This window comes from Billgrantia sp. C5P2, assembly GCF_051062895.2.
This window is the reverse complement of record NZ_CM128542.1, coordinates 25,398-43,899: the sequence shown is the minus strand read 5'-3', so window position 1 is coordinate 43,899 and position 18,502 is coordinate 25,398. Positions and strand designations below refer to the sequence as shown.

General features: G+C 65.6%; 17 protein-coding genes. 4 read left to right on the top strand and 13 right to left on the bottom strand.

The window, feature by feature from the left end; genetic code table 11:
* Positions 1-39: 39 nt before the first annotated feature.
* The 9 genes from ACRWQA_RS00190 to ACRWQA_RS00150 all read right to left on the bottom strand — a co-directional run bounded on the left by ACRWQA_RS00190 (position 40) and on the right by ACRWQA_RS00150 (position 9,019).
* Complete coding sequence (locus ACRWQA_RS00190; RefSeq protein ID WP_434232608.1) at positions 40-1,365, bottom strand: enolase C-terminal domain-like protein; 1,326 nt, start codon at positions 1,363-1,365, stop codon at positions 40-42.
* 46 nt (positions 1,366-1,411) lie between these two features.
* Positions 1,412-2,974, bottom strand: coding sequence for a galactarate dehydratase (gene garD / locus ACRWQA_RS00185; RefSeq protein WP_434232610.1), 1,563 nt, complete (start codon positions 2,972-2,974; stop codon positions 1,412-1,414).
* 33 nt (positions 2,975-3,007) lie between these two features.
* Complete coding sequence (locus ACRWQA_RS00180) at positions 3,008-4,522, bottom strand: tripartite tricarboxylate transporter permease (RefSeq protein WP_434232613.1); 1,515 nt, start codon at positions 4,520-4,522, stop codon at positions 3,008-3,010.
* Positions 4,523-4,539: 17 nt separating this feature from the next.
* Positions 4,540-4,983, bottom strand: a complete 444-nt coding sequence (locus ACRWQA_RS00175) for a tripartite tricarboxylate transporter TctB family protein (protein ID WP_434232615.1) — start codon at positions 4,981-4,983, stop codon at positions 4,540-4,542.
* A 101-nt stretch (positions 4,984-5,084) separates the two neighbouring features.
* Entirely contained in the window at positions 5,085-6,140 is a 1,056-nt protein-coding gene (locus tag ACRWQA_RS00170; protein WP_434232618.1) for an ABC transporter substrate-binding protein, read from the bottom strand.
* A 28-nt stretch (positions 6,141-6,168) separates the two neighbouring features.
* On the bottom strand, positions 6,169-7,086 hold the full coding sequence (gene kdgD, locus ACRWQA_RS00165; protein WP_446326233.1) for a 5-dehydro-4-deoxyglucarate dehydratase: 918 nt from the start codon (positions 7,084-7,086) through the stop codon (positions 6,169-6,171).
* A 201-nt stretch (positions 7,087-7,287) separates the two neighbouring features.
* Positions 7,288-8,019, bottom strand: a complete 732-nt coding sequence (locus tag ACRWQA_RS00160) for a 16S rRNA (uracil(1498)-N(3))-methyltransferase (protein WP_434231281.1) — start codon at positions 8,017-8,019, stop codon at positions 7,288-7,290.
* 10 nt (positions 8,020-8,029) lie between these two features.
* Positions 8,030-8,557 carry a protein-export chaperone SecB gene (gene secB / locus ACRWQA_RS00155; RefSeq protein ID WP_263581894.1) on the bottom strand — a complete coding sequence of 176 codons (528 nt, stop codon included), beginning with the start codon at positions 8,555-8,557 and terminating at the stop codon, positions 8,030-8,032.
* Positions 8,558-8,596: 39 nt separating this feature from the next.
* The gene (locus ACRWQA_RS00150; RefSeq protein ID WP_263581893.1) at positions 8,597-9,019 is read right to left on the bottom strand and encodes a rhodanese-like domain-containing protein; all 423 of its coding nucleotides are present in this window, start codon (positions 9,017-9,019) and stop codon (positions 8,597-8,599) included.
* Between the two features lie 322 nt (positions 9,020-9,341).
* Here ACRWQA_RS00150 and gpmI point away from each other — a divergent pair, with 322 nt between their 5' ends.
* The 3 genes from gpmI (at position 9,342) to ACRWQA_RS00135 (ending at position 13,460) form a co-directional block, all read left to right on the top strand.
* Positions 9,342-10,910 (top strand): 2,3-bisphosphoglycerate-independent phosphoglycerate mutase, encoded by a 1,569-nt coding sequence (gpmI, locus tag ACRWQA_RS00145; RefSeq protein WP_434231278.1) that lies wholly within the window; start codon positions 9,342-9,344, stop codon positions 10,908-10,910.
* A gap of 22 nt (positions 10,911-10,932) precedes the next feature.
* Complete coding sequence (locus ACRWQA_RS00140; protein ID WP_434231275.1) at positions 10,933-12,084, top strand: murein hydrolase activator EnvC family protein; 1,152 nt, start codon at positions 10,933-10,935, stop codon at positions 12,082-12,084.
* 74 nt (positions 12,085-12,158) lie between these two features.
* Entirely contained in the window at positions 12,159-13,460 is a 1,302-nt protein-coding gene (locus ACRWQA_RS00135) for a S41 family peptidase (RefSeq protein ID WP_434231272.1), read from the top strand.
* A 37-nt stretch (positions 13,461-13,497) separates the two neighbouring features.
* On the opposite strand, the gene ACRWQA_RS00130 is transcribed toward ACRWQA_RS00135, so the two are convergent.
* From ACRWQA_RS00130 to ACRWQA_RS00115, 4 genes are all read right to left on the bottom strand, one after another.
* Entirely contained in the window at positions 13,498-14,748 is a 1,251-nt protein-coding gene (locus ACRWQA_RS00130) for a UbiH/UbiF/VisC/COQ6 family ubiquinone biosynthesis hydroxylase (RefSeq protein WP_434231269.1), read from the bottom strand.
* Between the two features lie 31 nt (positions 14,749-14,779).
* Positions 14,780-15,991 (bottom strand): 2-octaprenyl-6-methoxyphenyl hydroxylase, encoded by a 1,212-nt coding sequence (ubiH, locus tag ACRWQA_RS00125; RefSeq protein ID WP_434231266.1) that lies wholly within the window; start codon positions 15,989-15,991, stop codon positions 14,780-14,782.
* 77 nt (positions 15,992-16,068) lie between these two features.
* Positions 16,069-17,406 carry a Xaa-Pro aminopeptidase gene (gene pepP, locus ACRWQA_RS00120; RefSeq protein ID WP_263581887.1) on the bottom strand — a complete coding sequence of 446 codons (1,338 nt, stop codon included), beginning with the start codon at positions 17,404-17,406 and terminating at the stop codon, positions 16,069-16,071.
* Positions 17,407-17,444: 38 nt separating this feature from the next.
* A complete protein-coding gene (locus ACRWQA_RS00115) occupies positions 17,445-18,020 on the bottom strand; it encodes a UPF0149 family protein (RefSeq protein ID WP_434231262.1) in 576 nt (191 codons plus the stop codon).
* 157 nt (positions 18,021-18,177) lie between these two features.
* Here ACRWQA_RS00115 and ACRWQA_RS00110 point away from each other — a divergent pair, with 157 nt between their 5' ends.
* Positions 18,178-18,498, top strand: coding sequence for a cell division protein ZapA (locus tag ACRWQA_RS00110; protein WP_434231260.1), 321 nt, complete (start codon positions 18,178-18,180; stop codon positions 18,496-18,498).
* Positions 18,499-18,502: the final 4 nt, after the last annotated feature.

Here is an 18,502-nt window from a genome sequence, read left to right as displayed (position 1 = left end):
ACATTGCTTTCCTTGAGCGGCGGGGCTATCACCCCGATTTCAGCGCGCCAGTGCCGGTTGCTTGGGATCGAACTCCCAGCCGGGAATCAGGTACTGCATCGCCATGGCGTCGTTGCGCTGGGTCACGTCGAGGCTCTGGTAGAGGCGATGAGCCTCCATCAGCTTATCTTCGTCGATCTTGATACCCAGGCCGGGCGTCGTCGGCACCGTCAGCTTGCCGTCGCGGATCTGGAACGGCTCCTTGGTGATGCGCTGGCCGTCCTGCCAGATCCAGTGGGTGTCGATGGCGGTGATCTCACCCGGGCAGGCCGCGGCCACATGGGTCATCATCGCCAGGGAGATGTCGAAGTGGTTGTTGCTGTGGGAGCCCCAGGTCATGCCCCACTCATGGCACAGCTCGCCCACCATGACGGCGCCCTGCATGGTCCAGAAGTGGCAGTCCGCCAGCGGAATGTCCACGGCGTTGAGCTGCACGGCGTACTGCAACTGCTTGAAGTCCGTGGCGATCATGTTGGTCGCGGTGGGCAGGCCGGTACGCTTCTTGAACTCGGCCATGGTCTCGCGCCCCGAGTAGCTCTCCTCCTGGCCGCAGGGATCCTCGGCATAGCTCAGCAGTTGCTTGATCGGCTCCAGCACCCGTACCGCCTCGTCGAGTTTCCAGGCGCCATTGGGGTCGAGCGTCAGGCGCGCCTCGGGGAAAGCTTCGTGAAGGGCACGAATGCAGTCGGCCTCCTCCTCGCCGCGCAGCACGCCGCCCTTGAGTTTGAAGTCCTTGAAGCCATAGCGCGCATAGGCCGCCTTGGCCAGATTGGCGACTGCCTCCGGGGTCAGCGCCTCGCGGTAGCGCACCTCGTCCCATGCATCCTGCGGATTTTCCGCCTTGGGATAGGGCAGATCGGTCTTGTCCGGATCGCCCAGCAGGAACAGATACCCCAGCGCCTCGACCTCGTCGCGCTGACGCCCGTACTGGCCCAGCAGGTCGGCCACCGGCAGTTGCACCGCCTGGCCATAGAGGTCGTAAAGGGCCGATTCGATACCGGTGATGACATGCACCGCCACACGCAGGTCGAAGGTTTGACGACCGCGCTCCTCGCGCCCGTTCCTGGCCAATAGCAGGCGCGCCTGGTTCAGGGTCTGCCTGATGTCGTTGACGCGCGACCCCTCGACCAGCGAGCGGCACTGCTCGAGCCCCTTGAGGATACCGGCGCTGGACGGTATCTCTCCGACGCCCTGGTTGCCTGCATCGTCTTCGAGAATGACCACGCAGCGAATGAACCAGGGTGCATGGCCACCGCTGAGGTTCAACAGGAAACCGTCGTAGCCGGCGACCGGGACGATGCGCATCTTCTTGATCTTGGGAAACATGAGACGTTCTACCTGTATGACTGGATTAGAGGGCTGCTCCGTGCGGTCACGTCACGGGGGCCGGATTGAACAGCACCAGATCGTTGTGGATACCCAGCCGGTCGGCCGCGGCCTGTCGGCGTCCGCTCGCCACGTCGAGAATGAGCCGGAAGAGTTCCCAGCCCACCGCCTCGATGCTGGCATCGCCGGTGGCGATTCGTCCGGCGTCGAGATCGATGAGATCGTGCCAGCGCCGGCCCAGCGTCGAGTTGCTGGAGACCTTGAGCACCGGCACCATCGACAGGCCATAGGGCGTGCCGCGTCCGGTGGTGAACACCTGCAGGTTCATGCCGGCCGCCAACTGCAGGGTGCCGCAGATGAAGTCGCTGGCCGGGGTGGCGGCGAAGGTCAGCCCCCTGCGGCGCAGCCGCTCGCCGGGGCCGATGACGTCGACGATGGGCGAGCTGCCGGACTTGATGATCGACCCCAGCGCCTTCTCGACGACGTTGGAGAGGCCCCCTTTCTTGTTGCCGGGGGAAGGGTTGGCGCTGCGATCGGCCTGCCCCTGGGAGAGATAGTCGTCGTACCACGCCATCTGCTCGATGAGCGCCCGGCCCACCTGTTCGTCTATCGCCCGGGGCGTCAGCAGGTGGATGGCATCGCGCACCTCGGTAACCTCGGAGAACATCACGCTGCCCCCGGCGCGCACGATCAGGTCGGTGGCAAAGCCCACGGCGGGGTTCGCGGTCACGCCCGAGAAGGCATCGCTGCCACCGCACTGCATGCCCACCACCAGGTCGGAGGCCGGACAGGTCTCGCGACGGCGACGATTCAGTCGTTCGAGGTGACGCTCGGCCATGGCCATGATCCCCTCGACCATCTCGCCGAAGCCGTGGAAGGATTCGTCCTGCAGGCTCAGCACGTTGGCGTCGGGGTCCGCCGCTTCGGTGTTCTCGTAGATCCTGACGGGGCGGTCGTCGACCAGCGTGGAGGGTTGGAGCTTCTCGCAGCCCAGGCCGATGACCATTACCTCGTTGCCGAAGTTGGGGTTCAGCGCGATGTTCTTGAGCGTGCGGATCGGCACGATGGCGGCCGGTGCGTTGATCGCCACCCCGCAACCATAGGTGTGGTTGAGCCCCACCACGTCGTCGACGTTGGGATAGCGCGGCAGCAGCTCGCGCTTGATGCGCGCCACCACGTGATCCACCGTGCCGGCCACGCACTGCACGCTGGTGGTGATCCCCAGCACGTTCTTGGTTCCTACGCTGCCGTCCGGGTTGCGGTAACCCTCGAAGGTAAAGCCCTCGAGCGGCTCCACGTCCGGGGCCGGCCGCGTGGCGAGCGGCAGGTCGTCCAGCGCCGGTGCCTCGGGCAGCCTCACCCTGCTCTCGTCGACGTGCTCGCCCTGGCCGATGGCGACCACGGCGTTACCGATGACCTCGCCGTAGCGCACGATGGGAGCGTCGATGTCGATATCCCGCAGGGCCAGCTTGTGGCCTTGGGGGATCCGGCCCGACGCGACCAGCCCATCGCCCAGCGCCTGGCCTTCAACGAGGCCACCTGCTTCCACCACGATGGCGACGTTGTCGTCGGGGTGGACCTTGATGATCTTGCCTCCGAAAGCGCTCATACGGCTCCTTTATCACTATGCCTGGGTCGATGCTCAGCCGAGTAGTTCCTGACGATGCTTGGCGCGATTCTTCAGGCTCATCGTGATCGAGAACGCCACCGAGGCCAGGATCAGCAGCCACAGCACCACCGCGATGGGGCTCTTGGTGAAGAAGATCGTCAGGGTACCGGCCGACTCCAGGCTCTTGACGAAGTAGACCTCTGCCTGGCTGCCCAGGATGAAGCCGATGATCAGCGGGGCCACCTCCAGACCCACCTTCTGGATCAGGTAGCCCAACACGCCGAAGATCAGTAGTGTCCAGACATCGAACATGATCCCGTAGTTGATAGCGTAGGCGCCCACCACGCACATCATGACGATGATCGGGAACAGGATGTGCTTCGGCACCATCACCACCTTGGCGATGTACTTGATGGCATAGAACATCAGGAAGAACATCACGAAGTTGGCGAAAACCAGCGCCGCCATCATGACGTACCAGGTCTCGGCGTTCTCGGGAATGAACAGCGGCCCCACCTGGATACCCTGGAGGGTGAAGGCACCGATCAGCACGGCAGTGGTGGAATCGCCGGGAATGCCCAGGGAGAGCAGCGGGATCAGGGCACCGCCGGTCAGGGCGTTGTTGGCCGACTCGGAAGCGATGAGCCCCTGGGGAGCCCCCTTGCCCATCTGGGAAGAGTCGCGCGCCAGGTTCTTCTCCTGGGTGTAGGCGAGTACCGAGGCGGCACTGCCACCGACCCCCGGCAACATGCCGACGAAGGTACCGATAAAGGATGAGCGCACCAGGTTGGTCAGGCGTCCCTTGAACAGGGCCAGCGAGAAGCTGGCGCCCGCTCCCTGGCCGATCTTCACCCTCTCGTCGGTCAAGTCGCTCTTCACACCCTTCTCGGCTTCGAGAAGGATGGTGGAGATGCCGAAGATGCCGATCAGCACGGGCAGCAGGGAGAAACCTTCGAACAGGTAGGGCTCCATGAAATCGAACATCAGCCGGGTCTTGCCGTTGCCGCCGTCCGAAATGCTGTAGTCCCCGATCAGGCTTAGCCAGATACCGATCACACCGCTGAAGATGCCCACCAGCATATTGTTGGACAGGGAGGCGATGACCGTCAGGGCCAGAAGGATGATCAGGAACTTCTCGATATAGGAGAACTTGATGGAGAAGTCGGCCAGCAGCGGCGCGAACAGGAACAGCACGGCGGCACTGATCAAGCCGCCCACCAGGGAAGCGACCACGCTGATCTTCAGCGCACGCTCCCCCTCACCCCTGCGCGCCATGGGATAGCCATCGAACGTGGTGGTGATGGAGGATGGCGTGCCGGGGATGTTGAGCAGCACTGCCGGAACCATGCCGCCCGAGATGCCGCCCACGTACAGGCCGAGCAACAGTGCCAGGCCATGGTTCAGGCCCAACGCATAGGTCAATGGCAGGCACACCGCCACCGCCATGGTGGCGGTCATGCCGGGGATGGCCCCGAACACGATCCCGACCAGGGCGCCCAGCGCGGTCAGGAGGAAAAAGGTCACATCGAGCAGTGAAAGGATTTCCATGGTGGCACTCGCTTCGGTCACGGCAGGGTGATCTGGAACAGCTTGGCCAGGATGAGCCAGGCCAGACTGGGCGCAACGAAGGCATTGAGTGTCACGATGACCAGTGCTTTCCTGGTCCACTCATGCAGATACAGAAGCGACATGAGAAAGACGAAAGGTATCGAGACGAATAGAAAGCCGTATCCCGTATAAGGGAACATGTCCCCCACCACCGTCATCAGGTGGAAATAGGCCACGATCAGCGCAAGCGTACCGAAGAAACGCAGGCCATCCATGGATTCGCCCAGGATGGGCAATGCGCGCTCACCACGCCTGACGGCGGCCAGAAAGGGGACGACCTGGGTCACGACCACCAAGACGAACAGTACGGCCATGATCCAACTGATCAGCGTCGGGAAGAACAGGTGGGAGGTCCCGAAATCGATCGAGACACTGAGCAGATCTGACAGACCTGATTCCATAGCGGCTCCATTAATGACAGGTCGTCCTGCCTATCGTCGTTCTGGCGCTTCATTGCCTGGGCCGGGCACCGGCGGGAATCCGCCGGCACCCTGGCGCTGGTTTACTGGATGTTCTCGATGATTTCCGCGTAGCGAGACCGCTTCTCTTCCAGATATTCCGATGCTTCGGCCGACGGCCTGAAGTTGGGAATGAAAAAGGCGCTCTTCTGGATCTCCTGGATCTCGCCCTCTTCGAAGATCTCGGCCAAGGCGTCATCGATCTGCTCGACGATGCCCGGGTCCATCTCCTTGTTGTAGAGGAAGAAGAACTCCTTATCGAAGGTGAAGGTCTCGTCGTCACCCATGGTGACGTGTACGTTGGGCTCGACGTATTCCAGCAGCTGCTCGCGGGTGGTCTGACCGAGCCCCGCCTCCGGTGCCTGCTGAATGGTCTCCTGGCGGGCCGTCAGCCAGACGAAGCGCATGGCCTTCTGGTCGTCTTCCGGCAGGCGGGTGTACTGCTCGTTGGCCTGCACGGAGCCGTTGATCAGGTCGACCTGACCATCGAAGAGCAGCTGGTTCTTGTCCGACTGGGAGCCCGTGTTGACGGCCACCAGGTTGTCTTCCTGCCCCGGATGCTCGATGGCGATGGCATTCTTCAGTGCGCTGAAGCCGATCTCCGAGACGCCACCCGGTTGGATCGCCACGCGCACGGTCTCGCCCTCGCCCACGGCTGCGATGATGTCGTCCAGCGTCTCGTAGGGCGAATCCTTGGGCACCAGGTAGGCATTGCCCGGGTTGATGGCGACGGTCGGCCCGATGGTGTATTTCTCGAAGATGTCGGCATAGCCCTCCACGCCATACAGGTGGCCGAGATAGGACTGGTCGTGGAAGATCATCAGCGTGTTGCCGCGCGTATCGCGGTCCAGGGTGCGGAACGCCGAGCTCGCGCCCACGGCATCGACCTTCATGTTGATATCGAGCTTCTCGGACAGCTGGTCCACCACGATGCTCGAGTTCTGGTAGGTATCGCCACCGGTCGAGGTGGAGCCGATCACGACCCGAACGTTGCCCCGTAGCTGGCCCTCCTGGGCCTGGGCTACCCCGATCCCGTAGGTCAGAGACGTCATCAGGACGGCCGACCCCAGGCCCACGATAGTCTTCTTGGATAGTGGCATGCTTCACCTCATCAGCTTCGTTGTTGGTTTAGAGTTGCCTGGCCTTCTCTACCAGCGTCTCGAGCTGCTGGCGCTCCTCGGTGGAGGGCATGGTCAGCGGTGACCGGACGCTGCCGGCCGGACGTCCGATGATCTCGGCACCCGCCTTGATCAAGCTGACGGCATAGCCCGCTTTTCTGTCCCTGAGATCGACGAAGGGAATGAAGAAGTCGTTGGTGATCTGCTTCACCACCTCTCGGTTCCCCTGACGCAACTCCTTGTAGAATCTGACCGCCATGTCCGGCACGAAATTGAACACGGCCGAGGAATAGGTGTTCACGCCGATGGAGAGGTAGGCCTCGGCGAAGATCTCCGCGGTGGGCACGCCACCGATGTAGACCAGGCGATCCCCTACCGTCTTGACGATCTTGTTGAGCAGCTGGATATCGCCCTTGCCGTCCTTCAGGCCGATCAGATTGGGGCACCGGTCCGCCAGCGCCTGGACCGAGTCGGCATCGAGGATGCCGTTGCCGCGGTTGTAGTAGATGACATTCAGCGGCGTCGCATCGCAGATCTGCCGAGCGTATTCGACCAGCCCCTCCTGCGGGCACTCGGTCAGGTAGGGCGGCATCAGCAGGATACCGTCGGCCCCCGCCTCCTCGGCGGCCTTGGCAAAGGCCTTGCCGCTGGTAACGCTCAGGCCCGAGCTGGCGATGACCGGGAGCCTGCCGGCGACGGTCTCGACGGCCACACGAACCACATCGCGGTACTCGTCAAGCGTGAGGTTGAAGAATTCACCCGTGCCGCCGGCGACGAACACGGCCGAGATATCGTGGCTGATGAACCACTCCAGACGACGACGGTAACTTTCGGCATCGAACCGCCCCTCCTTATCGAAGTCGGTAATGGGGAACGACAACAACCCATCTCCTACGGCATCCACCACTGCTGCTCTGGAAAATTTCACGAACGCTTCCTCTTCGATTTAGCCCGCATCGCTGGCCTGAGCCCGCCGTCAGCCGATCGGCTATTTATCATACATCATACAACACACAAGTTAATGAACGACTCCCTCTCCTGCAAGGCGGAGCACGCGAAAGTAGACCAAAGTCTAGAAGGCTTTTGATTCGAAATTAGCGTTGCGGCATGCTGCGGGCGATCCGAGCGTTCAGCCCAGGTCCCCGAAGCGATACTGCATCAGCGACAGCGCCACCACCGGAGCGGTCTCGGTGCGCAGGATGCGCGGGCCAAGGGAGAGAGGTGAAAAGTCGCAGGCCAACGCGGCCTCGACTTCGCTGTCGGAGAGCCCCCCTTCGGGGCCGATCAGCAGGGCGACGGAGGCAGGTGTGTCGCTATGCTCCAGCGCGCCCGAGCTACCGGGATGTAACACTAGGCGCAACGTCTCGCTGCGCTCTCTCAACCATTCGTGCAATGCGATGGGTGGATGAACGATGGGCACCACGGCGCGCCCACACTGCTCGCAGGCGCTCGCGGCCACCGCCTGCCAGTGGGTGAGCTTCTTCTCCTCGCGCTCGCCCTTGAGGCGCACGTCGCCGTGCTCGGTATAGAGCGGCGTGATGGCGGCGACACCGAGCTCGACGGCCTTCTGGATAGCGTAGTCCATGCGGTCGCCCTTGGAGATCGCCTGGCCCAGGTGCACCGACAAGGGTGACTCGCCACGCCCCGCCTCGATGGCCTCGATGCGCGCCACCACTCGCTTGCGGCTCGCCTCGACGAGTAACGCCCTGGCCTCGTGGCCGGCACCGTCGAACAGCCGCAGCGGCGCACCTTCGCCCAGGCGCAATACCCTGGCCACGTGGCGCGCCGGTCCCTCGGGCAGAACGACGTCGCCGCCGACGGCGAAGTCGGCGGCGACGTGAATACGTGGGCCCAATGACACGGCGCGTGCCTTACTGGGTGGACTGCTCGCCCTGTTGCTGGGCCTGTTCGGCCTCGCGCTTCTTCTTCTGGGCGAAGATCGCCTCGAAGTTGACCGGCGCCAGCATCAGGGGCGGGAAGCCGCCACGATTCACCAGGTTGTCGACGCACTCGCGGGCATAGGGGAACAGCACGTTGGGGCAGAAGGCGCCCAGGGTGTGCTCGAGCTGTGCGCCCTCGATACCGCTGATGCGAAACAGGCCTGCCTGCTCGATCTCGGCCAGGAAGGAGGTGGTGCCCTCCTCACTGTGACGAACCTGAGCGGTGACCTTGATCACTACCTCGTAGAGCTCTTCACCGACCTTGCTGCTACTGGTATTCAGGTCCAGGCTGACCTTGGGCTTGAACGGCTGTTGGAAAACCGCCGGCGAGTTCGGCGCCTCGAAGGAGATGTCCTTGACGTAGATGCGCTGAACGGCGAACTGGAGCTGCTGCCTGTTCGGCTGATCCGCAGCGGCCTGGTTGCCGCCGGCAGCGTTCTGGCTGTTCTCTTCGGCCATGGAAAGGTTCCTTTTGCGTGCTTGCGTCTTGTGTGTTGGCTATTTCTTGACCACCGGCAGGCCGTCGGCCTGCCACTGCATCATGCCGCCCTTGAGCTTGTAGACCCGCGAGAAGCCGGCCTTGACCAGCTTGGCCACGGTGATACCGGACGCCTGGCCGCTCTTGCAGACCACGACGATCGGCTTGTCCTTGACCTTCTCGAGTTCGCCGAGGCGTTCCTCGATGCGGCTCTGCGGAATGTTGCGCGCGCCGGCGATATGGCCAGCCTTGAAGTCGCCCGCTTCGCGGGTGTCCACGATCACCGCGTCCTCGCGGTTGATCAACTGGGTCGCTTGACTGGACGATACGCCGCTGGAGGCGCTGTTGCGGACCTCGTAGGCGATCCAGGCGGTCAGCACCACGAGGAAGGCGCCCACCAGGAGCGGGTGGTTCTGCACGAATTCGAACAGCTGGTCGATCATGGATCCGGCACACTCTTGTTTCGGAAATAGCGAGGATAACGGGAGGGTTGGGCACCCGAAAGGCGAGAGTATACACCATGGGGCGCACCCCGCGGCATGACCCGTCGCCAATGGGCCGGGACCATGACGCTCGCCTGGCCGTGCGTTATGATGCCGCAAGCCGACTCAAGTCGCGACCCCCGTCGTCCAGGAGGCTGTCTCGAACGGCCCGGCGTCGACAGGAGCCCCGCCCCTCGTCATCGCCAGCAAGCCAGGCAGGGGCGGACAGCCTCCCGGACGGCCCGACGTCGCGCCCACCACGTTCAAGAGGCCCACATCCCCCATGACGACCCAGACCGCCCCACGCCCCGTTGCCCTGATCATCCTCGATGGCTACGGCCACAACCCCGACCCCACCGACAATGCCGTGGCCGCGGCACGCACGCCGAACATGGATCGCCTGTGGCAGGAGCGCCCCCATGCCCTGCTGCATACCGACGGCAAGTACGTGGGCCTGCCCGAGGGGCAGATGGGTAACTCCGAGGTCGGACACATGAATCTGGGCGCCGGCCGAGTCGTCTACCAGGAACTCACGCGAATCTCCAAGGCGATCGAGGACGGCGACCTCGACGTCATCGCCGCGCTGACCGATGCCATCGACGCCGCCGTGGCCGCAGGCCGCGCCGTGCACCTGCTCGGCCTGCTCTCGCCCGGTGGCGTGCACAGCCACGAGGATCACATCCTGGCCATGGCTGAACTTGCCGCCCGCCGCGGCGCCCAGCGCGTCTACGTGCACGGCTTCCTCGACGGCCGCGATACGGCGCCGCGCAGCGCCCTGGCCTCCATCGAGCGCACCAATGCCCGGCTCGCCGAGCTGGTCGGCGCCGACAACGGCTTCGTCGCCACGATCATCGGCCGCTACTTCGCCATGGACCGTGACAACCGCTGGGACCGCGTCGAGAAGGCCTATCGGCTGCTCACCGAAGGCATCGGTGAGTTCGAGGCCTCCAGCGCCGAACAGGGCCTGCGCGCCGCCTACGAGCGCGGCGAGAACGACGAATTCGTCTCCGCCACCGTCATCCGCGACGGTGAAGGCCCTGCATGCATCGCCGACGGCGATGCCGCCATTTTCATGAACTTCCGCGCCGACCGCGCCCGCGAACTGACTCGTGCCTTCGTCGAAGACGGCTTCAGTGGTTTCTCGCGCCGCGCCCGCCCAGCCCTTGCCGGTGGCAGCCTGGTCACCCTGACCCAGTACGCCGCCGATATTCCTGCCCCGGCCGCCTTCCCGCCGGCGGACCTGCACAACACCCTGGGCGAGGTGATGGAGCAACGCGGCCTGACCCAACTGCGCATTGCCGAGACCGAGAAGTACGCCCACGTCACCTTCTTCTTCTCCGGCGGTCGCGAGACCGAGTTCGAGGGCGAGACCCGTGTGCTGGTACCCTCCCCCCAGGACGTCAAGACCTACGACGAGAAGCCGGAAATGAGCGCCGGGGAAGTGACCGACCGCCTGGTCGAGGCGATCGATTCCGGCCATTACGACCTGATCGTGTGCAACTACGCCAACGGCGACATGGTCGGCCACACCGGCGACTTCGATGCCGCGGTCAAGGCCATCGAGACGGTGGATACTTGCGTCGGCCGCGTGGTGGAGGCGATCGAGCGCGCCGATGGCGCCTGCCTGGTCACCGCCGACCACGGCAATGCCGAGCAGATGGTCAATCCCGATACCGGCGTGACCCAGACCGCCCACACCACCTTCGAGGTGCCGCTGATCTACGTCGGCCCGCAATCCGTCAAGCTGCTCGACGATGGGCGCCTGTGCGACATCGCCCCGACCCTGCTGAACATGATGGGCCAGCCGATCCCCGAGGAGATGACCGGCCGGGTGCTGATCGAGCCGGCATGATCGAGCGCGAGCCCAGCCTGCCATGACGCGAATCCGGCAGTGCCATGCCCTCGGTGCCGTGCTGGTGGCCCTGGTCATGCTCTCGGGCCCGGCTTGCGCCCAGCCCAGCGAACGCGAGGCCCGCGAGCGCCTCGACGCCATCGGCAGCGAAATTCAGGCGGTCAACCGGCGCCTCGGCCAGACGCGGCAGGCCCAGGACGAAGCCAGCCGCGAGCTGCGCGAGGTGGAAACCGCCCTGGCCGCGACCCATCGCCGGCTGGACGAAATCCAGGCCGAACGCCGCCGTCTCGCCGATGAGACTGCCGCGCTCGAATCCGTCCGCGATGCGTTGCAGGCCGAGCGCGCCGAACAGGTCGAGATGCTCAACGTGCAGCTGGACGCACTCTACCGCCTGGGGCTCACCCCACAGCTCAAGCTGTTGCTCAACCAGGACGACCCGGCCCGGCTCGACCGGCTGCAGACCTACCTCAACCGCCTGGCTCGGGCACGCAACGAGCGGCTCGACGAAATCGCTCGTCTCGATACCGAACTGGCGGGGAACCGCCGCGAACTGCAGGTCCGTGGCGAACGGCTCGATGGCCTGGCCGACGAATTGGCCGAGCGCAGCGCCGAGCTCGCCGAACGCGTGGCCGAGCGCGAGCGCCTGGTGGCGGAGCTGGACGCACGCTACAGCGACGAGCAGTCGCGCCTGGAGCGTCTCGACCGCGATCGCAACGAAGCGGAGCAAATGCTCGAGCGCGTGCGCGAGGAGCTCGCCCGGCTGGAACGCCCGCCCCCCTCCACGGCCATCGAACGCACCCGCGGCGACCTGCCCTGGCCGGTACAGGGCAACCTCGCCTCGAGCTATCGCCGTGACGACGGGGTGCACTACAACGGCATCCTGATCGAAGCCCGGGAGGGCACGCCAGTCGAGTCGGTGCACGCCGGCCGGGTGGTCTTCGCCGATTGGATGCGCGGCTTCGGCAACCTGTTGATCATCGATCACGGCGACAGCGTCATGACCCTCTACGCTCACCTGCAGAGGTTCGACGTCGCGGTAGGCCAGGCCGTCTCGCGCGGCGAGACCATCGGCACGGTAGGCAACAGTGGCGGCCATGCCACCCCGGCGCTCTACTTCGAAGTTCGCCGCAACGGCGACCCCATCGACCCCCAGGCCTGGATCGCACGGAGATGATCATGAGAGGGATTTCACAAGCCCCGAACCACGGGATATGCTGGACAGCCTCGCCTCGCAACAGCGGAGTTCGCATGCCATCACGCCCTGTCCGTTCACTGCCCGCACCACGACGCCTGCTGGCGGCGCTGCTGCCTATGGCATTGCTGGCTCTGCTCGCCGCTCCCCCAGCCACCGCCCAGGCGACGCCGACTGCGGACGAGCTGCCGCTGGAGGACATCCAGACCTTCGCCGAGGTGTTCGAACGCATCAAGCGGGCCTATGTGGAGGAGGTCGACGACAGCACCCTTCTGCGCAACGCCATGCGCGGCATGCTGAGCGAGCTCGACCCCCACTCCGCCTACCTCGACAGTGAAGAGTTCCAGAGCCTGCGTGAATCCACCGAGGGCGAATTCGGCGGTATCGGCATCGAGGTGGGCCTCGAAGAGGGCCGCCTGACCGTCATCACACCGATCGATGATACCCCGGCGTCGCGGGCCGGGGTGCAGGCACGGGACGTCATCCTGGCGATCGACGATACGCCTACCGAGCGGCTCTCGCTGCAGGAGGCGGTCACCCTGATGCGCGGCGAGGCGGGCAGCGAGATCCAGCTGACCCTTCAGCGCAGCGGCGAGGATGCCCCCATCGAGGTCACGCTGACCCGCGAGGTCATCCGCACCGAGAGCGTGCGCAGCGAGATATTGGAGTCGGGCTACGGCTACCTGCGCGTCAGCCAGTTCCAGAATCGCACCGGCGATCAGGTCAACAATGCCATCCGCCGCATGGAGCGCGACGGGCCGCTCCAGGGGCTGATCCTCGACCTGCGCAACAATCCCGGCGGCGTCCTGCAGTCCGCCGTGGCCGTGGCCGACGCCTTCCTCGACAGCGGCCTGGTGGTCTATACCGAAGGGCGCCTGCCGGATACCGAGATGCGCTTCTCGGCCAGCCGCGAGACCGTCGCCCCCGAGGTGCCGCTGGTGGTGCTGATCAATGGCGGCAGCGCCTCGGCGGCGGAGATCGTTGCCGGTGCGCTGCAGGACCAGCGCCGCGGGGTGATCATGGGCACCGAGAGCTTCGGCAAGGGCTCGGTGCAGCAGGTCCTGCCGCTGGGCAACGGCGAGGGGTTGAAGCTGACCACCGCGCTCTACTACACGCCCAACGGACGCTCGATCCAGGCGCTGGGCATCGAGCCCGACGTCACCGTGGTACGCGGCCGGATCGAAGTGACCGAGGGCAGCCGCCAGCTGCGCGAAGCCGACCTGGAGGGCCACCTGCGTTCGAGCAGCGAGCCGCGCACCTCCAGCGAGACGTCCGCCCGATTGCGCGAGGACTACCAGCTCGGCGAGGCGCTCAACCTGCTCAAGGCATTGAACGTGCTGGAGCGGCGAGAGAGATGAACTGCGCCGCGCTCCGGCAATGTACCGGAGCGTGGCCTCAGCGGCAGGAGCTCGGCAACGTTCCGCGCTGACCGATGGCCTGCTGCATGAGCAGCCGCTTGACCGGCGTGAGCCGGTCGACCCCGGAAAGCCCCAGGTTGCGCAACAGGGTCACCGCCGGATGGCGGGTGCCGAACAATAGCCGGAAGCCATCCATCAGCGCCAGCATCGCGGCGTTGTCGCCGCGACGGCGGCGCGCATAGCGCTCCAGCATGCGCGGTTCGCCCAGGGCGATGCCACGACGCCGGGCGGCGAGGAGTTCCTCGGCCAGCACTGCCGCGTCCATCAGTCCCAGGTTTACGCCCTGGCCCGCCAGCGGGTGGATGCTGTGAGCCGCATCGCCCACCAAGGCGAAACCCGGCTGAACGTAGTGCTCGGCATGCCGCTGGGTCAGCGGCACTGCCAATGCCCGGTCGACGACCTCCACCGCGCCCAGGCGCGCTTCGAAGGCGGACTCAAGTTCACGGCCCAGCGCCGCAGGGGCCAATGCCGTCAACCGCTCGGCCTCTCGGGGAGTGGTCGACCAGACGATCGAACAGTAGCGCGCGTCGCCCGCCACCGTCAGCGGCAGGAACGCCAGCGGACCGGTTGCCAGGAAGACCTGGCGCGCCACGCCGCCATGATCGCGCTCGGTCCGCACCGTGGTTACCACGGCCACGTGGCCGGTATCCCGCTCGCTCACGCCGATGCCGGCCAGCTCGCGCAGCGGCGAACGCGCGCCGTCGGCCGCCACCACCAGCGGCGCCGACAGGCGATGCCCTTCATCGAGCATCACCTCACGCCCCGCGGGACCCTCGTGCAGCCCGATCACCCGAGCGCCCAGCCGCACGGAGACCGTGGGAACTTCGGCCAGCCCCCGTTCGAGGGCCGCCAGGACCACATCGTTCTCGACGATATGTCCGAGCATCGGCACACCGGCCTGTTCCGCCGAGAAGCCCACCTCGCCGCTGCCTTCGCTGTCCCACACCTGCATGTAGCGATAGGGTGTCACCCGGCGTGCCGCCATCCACGGCCAGGCACCCAAGCCTTCGAGCAGCCGCTGGGACACCGGCGTCAGGGCGCTGACGCGCATCGCCGGCAGGCCTTTGCCCACCGCGTCGGCGTCCAGCGGCTCGGGGCGCGCGTCGAGCAGGGCCACGGCGACACCCGCCTGGCCCAGCAGCATCGCCAGAGCGGCCCCCACCATGCCGCCACCCACCACGATGACCTCGAACTGCATTGTCGGCTGCTGCTCTGCCGTTTCCGTCATTGCTCGCTCTCTCGTCTCATCTCGATACGCCTCAGCGCTCCAGCCCCATGGCTCGGCGGGCCAGCCCGCGGCGTAGCGGGCCGATCAGATTGAGCCCCACCAGCCCCGCCGCACGGGCATGCGCCAGCAGGCCGCTATCGACACCGAACAGGCGCACCAAGCCATCGCTGAAGCGGATCACCTGGTGCCGGTCGACGATTCGTCGGGCCTCGAAGTCGCGCAGGGTCAGCATGCCGCCGAGTGGTTCGCCACCGGCCAGCGCCTGTTCCAGCGCGGCCACCAGGTCCGTCACGCCGCGCAGCGCCAGGTTGAAGCCCTGGCCGGCCACAGGGTGCAGCGAATGGGCGGCGTTTCCCAGCACCGCCAGCCCCGGGCGAATGGTTTCCCGCGCGGTGACCAGCGTCAGCGGATAGGCATGGCGGCTGCCGACACGGCGAAAGCGCCCGGCGCGGTCACCGAAAGCCCGTTGCAGTTCAGCGAGAAAGTCGCCATCGCCAAGCGCCAGCCGTGCTTTTTCGCGCCCCGTGACATGGGTCCAGATCAGCGTCATCTGCTGCCCCGGCAGCGGCAGCAGGGCAATCGGTCCTTGGCGTGTGAAGCGCTCGTAGGCGACACCATCATGGGGCTGACTCATCTCGACGTTGGCGATCAGCGCCACCTGATCGTATGGCGCCGAGTCGTTGCTGATGCCCAGCTGCTCCTTGAGCCCCGAGCGGCCGCCGTCGGCCAACACCGTCAAGCCAGCCCGCAGCGTACAGCCCGTGGAGAGAGCGAGTCGATAGCCCTCCGCTTCGGGCACGATCGTCTCCACGCTGGCCGGACAGTGCCAGTCGATGGGCAACTCGGCCAGACGCCGATGCAGTACACGCCCCATCCACGCATTGGGTACGACATAGCCCAGCGCCGCCTGGTCGAGCTCGGCGGCGGTGAGTCGGGTAACGCCCAGGCGGCCTCTCTCGCTGACGTGAATGCGCAGGATGGCGGCCGCCTGCTCTGCCATTGCCGACCACAGCCCCATGGTGCGAAAGCGCTCCGCCGAGCCTTGGGCAATGGCGCTTGAGCGAGCATCGAAGCTGGGTTGCCAGGGCGCCGCGGCGCTGTCGGGAATGGGTGCGGCCTCGATCACCGCGACCGTAAGACCATGCCGCTCGATCAGTGGCGCCAAGGCACAGGCCAGGCTGGCACCCACCAGACCACCGCCGACGATGGCGATATCCACCTGGCGCACGGTTGCTGCCTTCATGAGGCTGGCCCGCTGCTATGGCCTCGCATGACGTAACGTAAATTACGTAATTTCATGATATCCCTTTCACCCCTTGATCATTCTTTCGCCATCAAGGCTTCGATTTCCGCCGCTCGCTTGGGCACATCGGCAGTCAACACTTCGTGCCCCTCTCGCGTGACAGCCACATCGTCCTCGATCCGAATGCCGATGCCGCGAAACCGTGGGGGGACGTCCTCGTCGGCAGGGAGGTACAGCCCCGGTTCCACCGTCAGCACCATGCCCGGCTCCAGCGGCCGCGGCTTGCCCTCGAGGCGATAGTCGCCCACGTCATGAACGTCGAGCCCCAACCAGTGCGAGGTCGAGTGCAGGTAGAAGCGCTTGTAGCTCTCATCCTCGATGCGCGCCTCGACCTCACCCGCGAGCAGGCCCAGTTGAATCAACCCGTCGGTCAGGTCGCGCACCACGCCATCGTGCAGCTCGGTCAGGGTAATGCCGGGGCGCACGGCAGCCACGGCGCGCTCCTGGGCCGCCAGCACCACCTCGTACAATTCACGCTGGGCATCGCTGAAGCGGCCGCCGACCGGAAAGGTACGGGTGATGTCGCCGGCATAGAGGTCGAACTCGGTACCGGCGTCGATCAGCACCAGTTCGCCGTCGTGTAACGGCGCGTTATTCTCGATGTAGTGCAGCACACAGGCGTTGGCACCGCCACCCACGATGCTGGCATAAGCCGGCCCGGTGCCGCCGTGCCAGCGGAACTCGTGCTCCAGTTCGGCCTGGAGGTGGTACTCGGCAAGGCCGGGGCGGGCTGTGCGCATGGCGCGTCGATGCGCCTGGGCAGAGATCCTGGCCGCATGGCGCAGCAGGGCCAGCTCACCCTCGCTCTTGATCAGGCGCTGCTCATGCAGCAACGGGGCTAGGTCGACATAGCTTCGCGGCGGCTGGGCACCGCGACGAGCCCGGGCGGACAGGCGCCCCCGCACGTCATCGGCCAGGGCCAGGGCATCGGCATCGCCAAGCAGCAGGTAGAGGGTAGGGCGGCCATCCAGCAGCGCCTCCAGGCGCTCGTCGCGCTCGGCGTTCTCGAAGGCTTGGTCGACGCCGTGTTCGCGCATGGCCCCCTCGGCCCCCAACCGTATGCCGGTCCAGGCCTCCAGGCTCGGGTCGCGGTCCTGGCAAAACAGCACGCTTTCGCCTTCGCTGCGCCCCGGTAGCAATAGCAGCAGGGCATCGGGCTCGGGAAAGCCGGTAAGGTAGTGAAAGTCGCTGTTCTGGCGGAAGGGGTAGTCGCTATCCCGTGAGCGGGTGACGAGCGAGGCGCCGAGCAGCAACACGGCACTATCCGCCGGCAGCTGCTTCATCAGCGCTTCTCGGCGGGTGCGGTACTCGTCGTTGCCGATCGGCGCGGGACGGGGTAGGGGCTCTGGCAGCATCGTGGCTCCTTACGGGTTCCGGTGACAAGAAGGCGGCATCAGTGATGGGTGGGGTCGCTGGACTCCACCTGCGGCTGCCCGGGGTGCTGTTCGGTGTAGAGCAGCATGGCGGCCATCCGCGCATGCTCGGTCAGGGCGAACAGGTCGTTCTCGTTTTCGGCGCTGTCGACGATGTCAGTCTCGATGTCGGCGATGCCGGCGAGGTCGTCCACGGCCTCGCGCAGCGCCGCCGACCAGTTCTCACGCGGTTCGTTGCCGGCATCGGCGATAACCTCGAGGAAGCCGAGCGTCCACTCCTGCAGGCCACGGGCACGCTCGGCCAGTGAAAACAGGTCGTCGGGCAGCAGCGGTTCGTAGTTGAGGGCGCTGTCGGCAAGGGCTTCGAGGGTCTGGCGCCGCCAGGCCAGTATCACCTCGGCGCTCTCGCGGTCGCGCGGCTGCTCGACGCCAAGCCCCAGGCAGACTTCCTCCAGCCAGGCATCGGCAGTGAGATCCTGCAGCGCCAGCTCGGCGCACAGGCGTCCATCGAGGAAGGCGGGCGACTGCATGCTGCCATGGGAGAGGAAAAGGTCGGCCAGGATGGTGAAATCCGGGCGATCGTCGTTCGGTGACATGAGAAATTCCTCATCGGATGGCGGAGAGTTGCCTCTTGCAGGCCGCGCTGCGTTGACCGCCTGCAAAGGGCTCTCTTATAGTGGACGACTGAATTGATGTGTCTTGTTACACCGGATGTTAACGCATCGGGCCGACAAGCCGACACCGGAGCCCTCCATGAGCGATGACGCTACTCGCCCCACCGCACAGGTGACCCTGCTGGGCCGGCACTACGTGTTCGCCTGCAATGCCGGCGAAGAGCGCAAGCTGGAGCGAGCCGCCCGCTATCTCGACCGTGCCATGCAGGGCATTCACTCCCAGAACAATCTGCTCGGCAGTGAGCGCGTGGCGCTCATGGCGGCGTTGAACATTACCCACGAGCTGCTCGAGGTGCTGGATAACCGGCGTAGCGAGGAGCAGCAGCTCGATCGGCTGAGCGAGCGCCTGGAGCAAGCCATGGCGGGCGCGGTGCCGGGTAACATAACTCCTGCCGAATGACGTT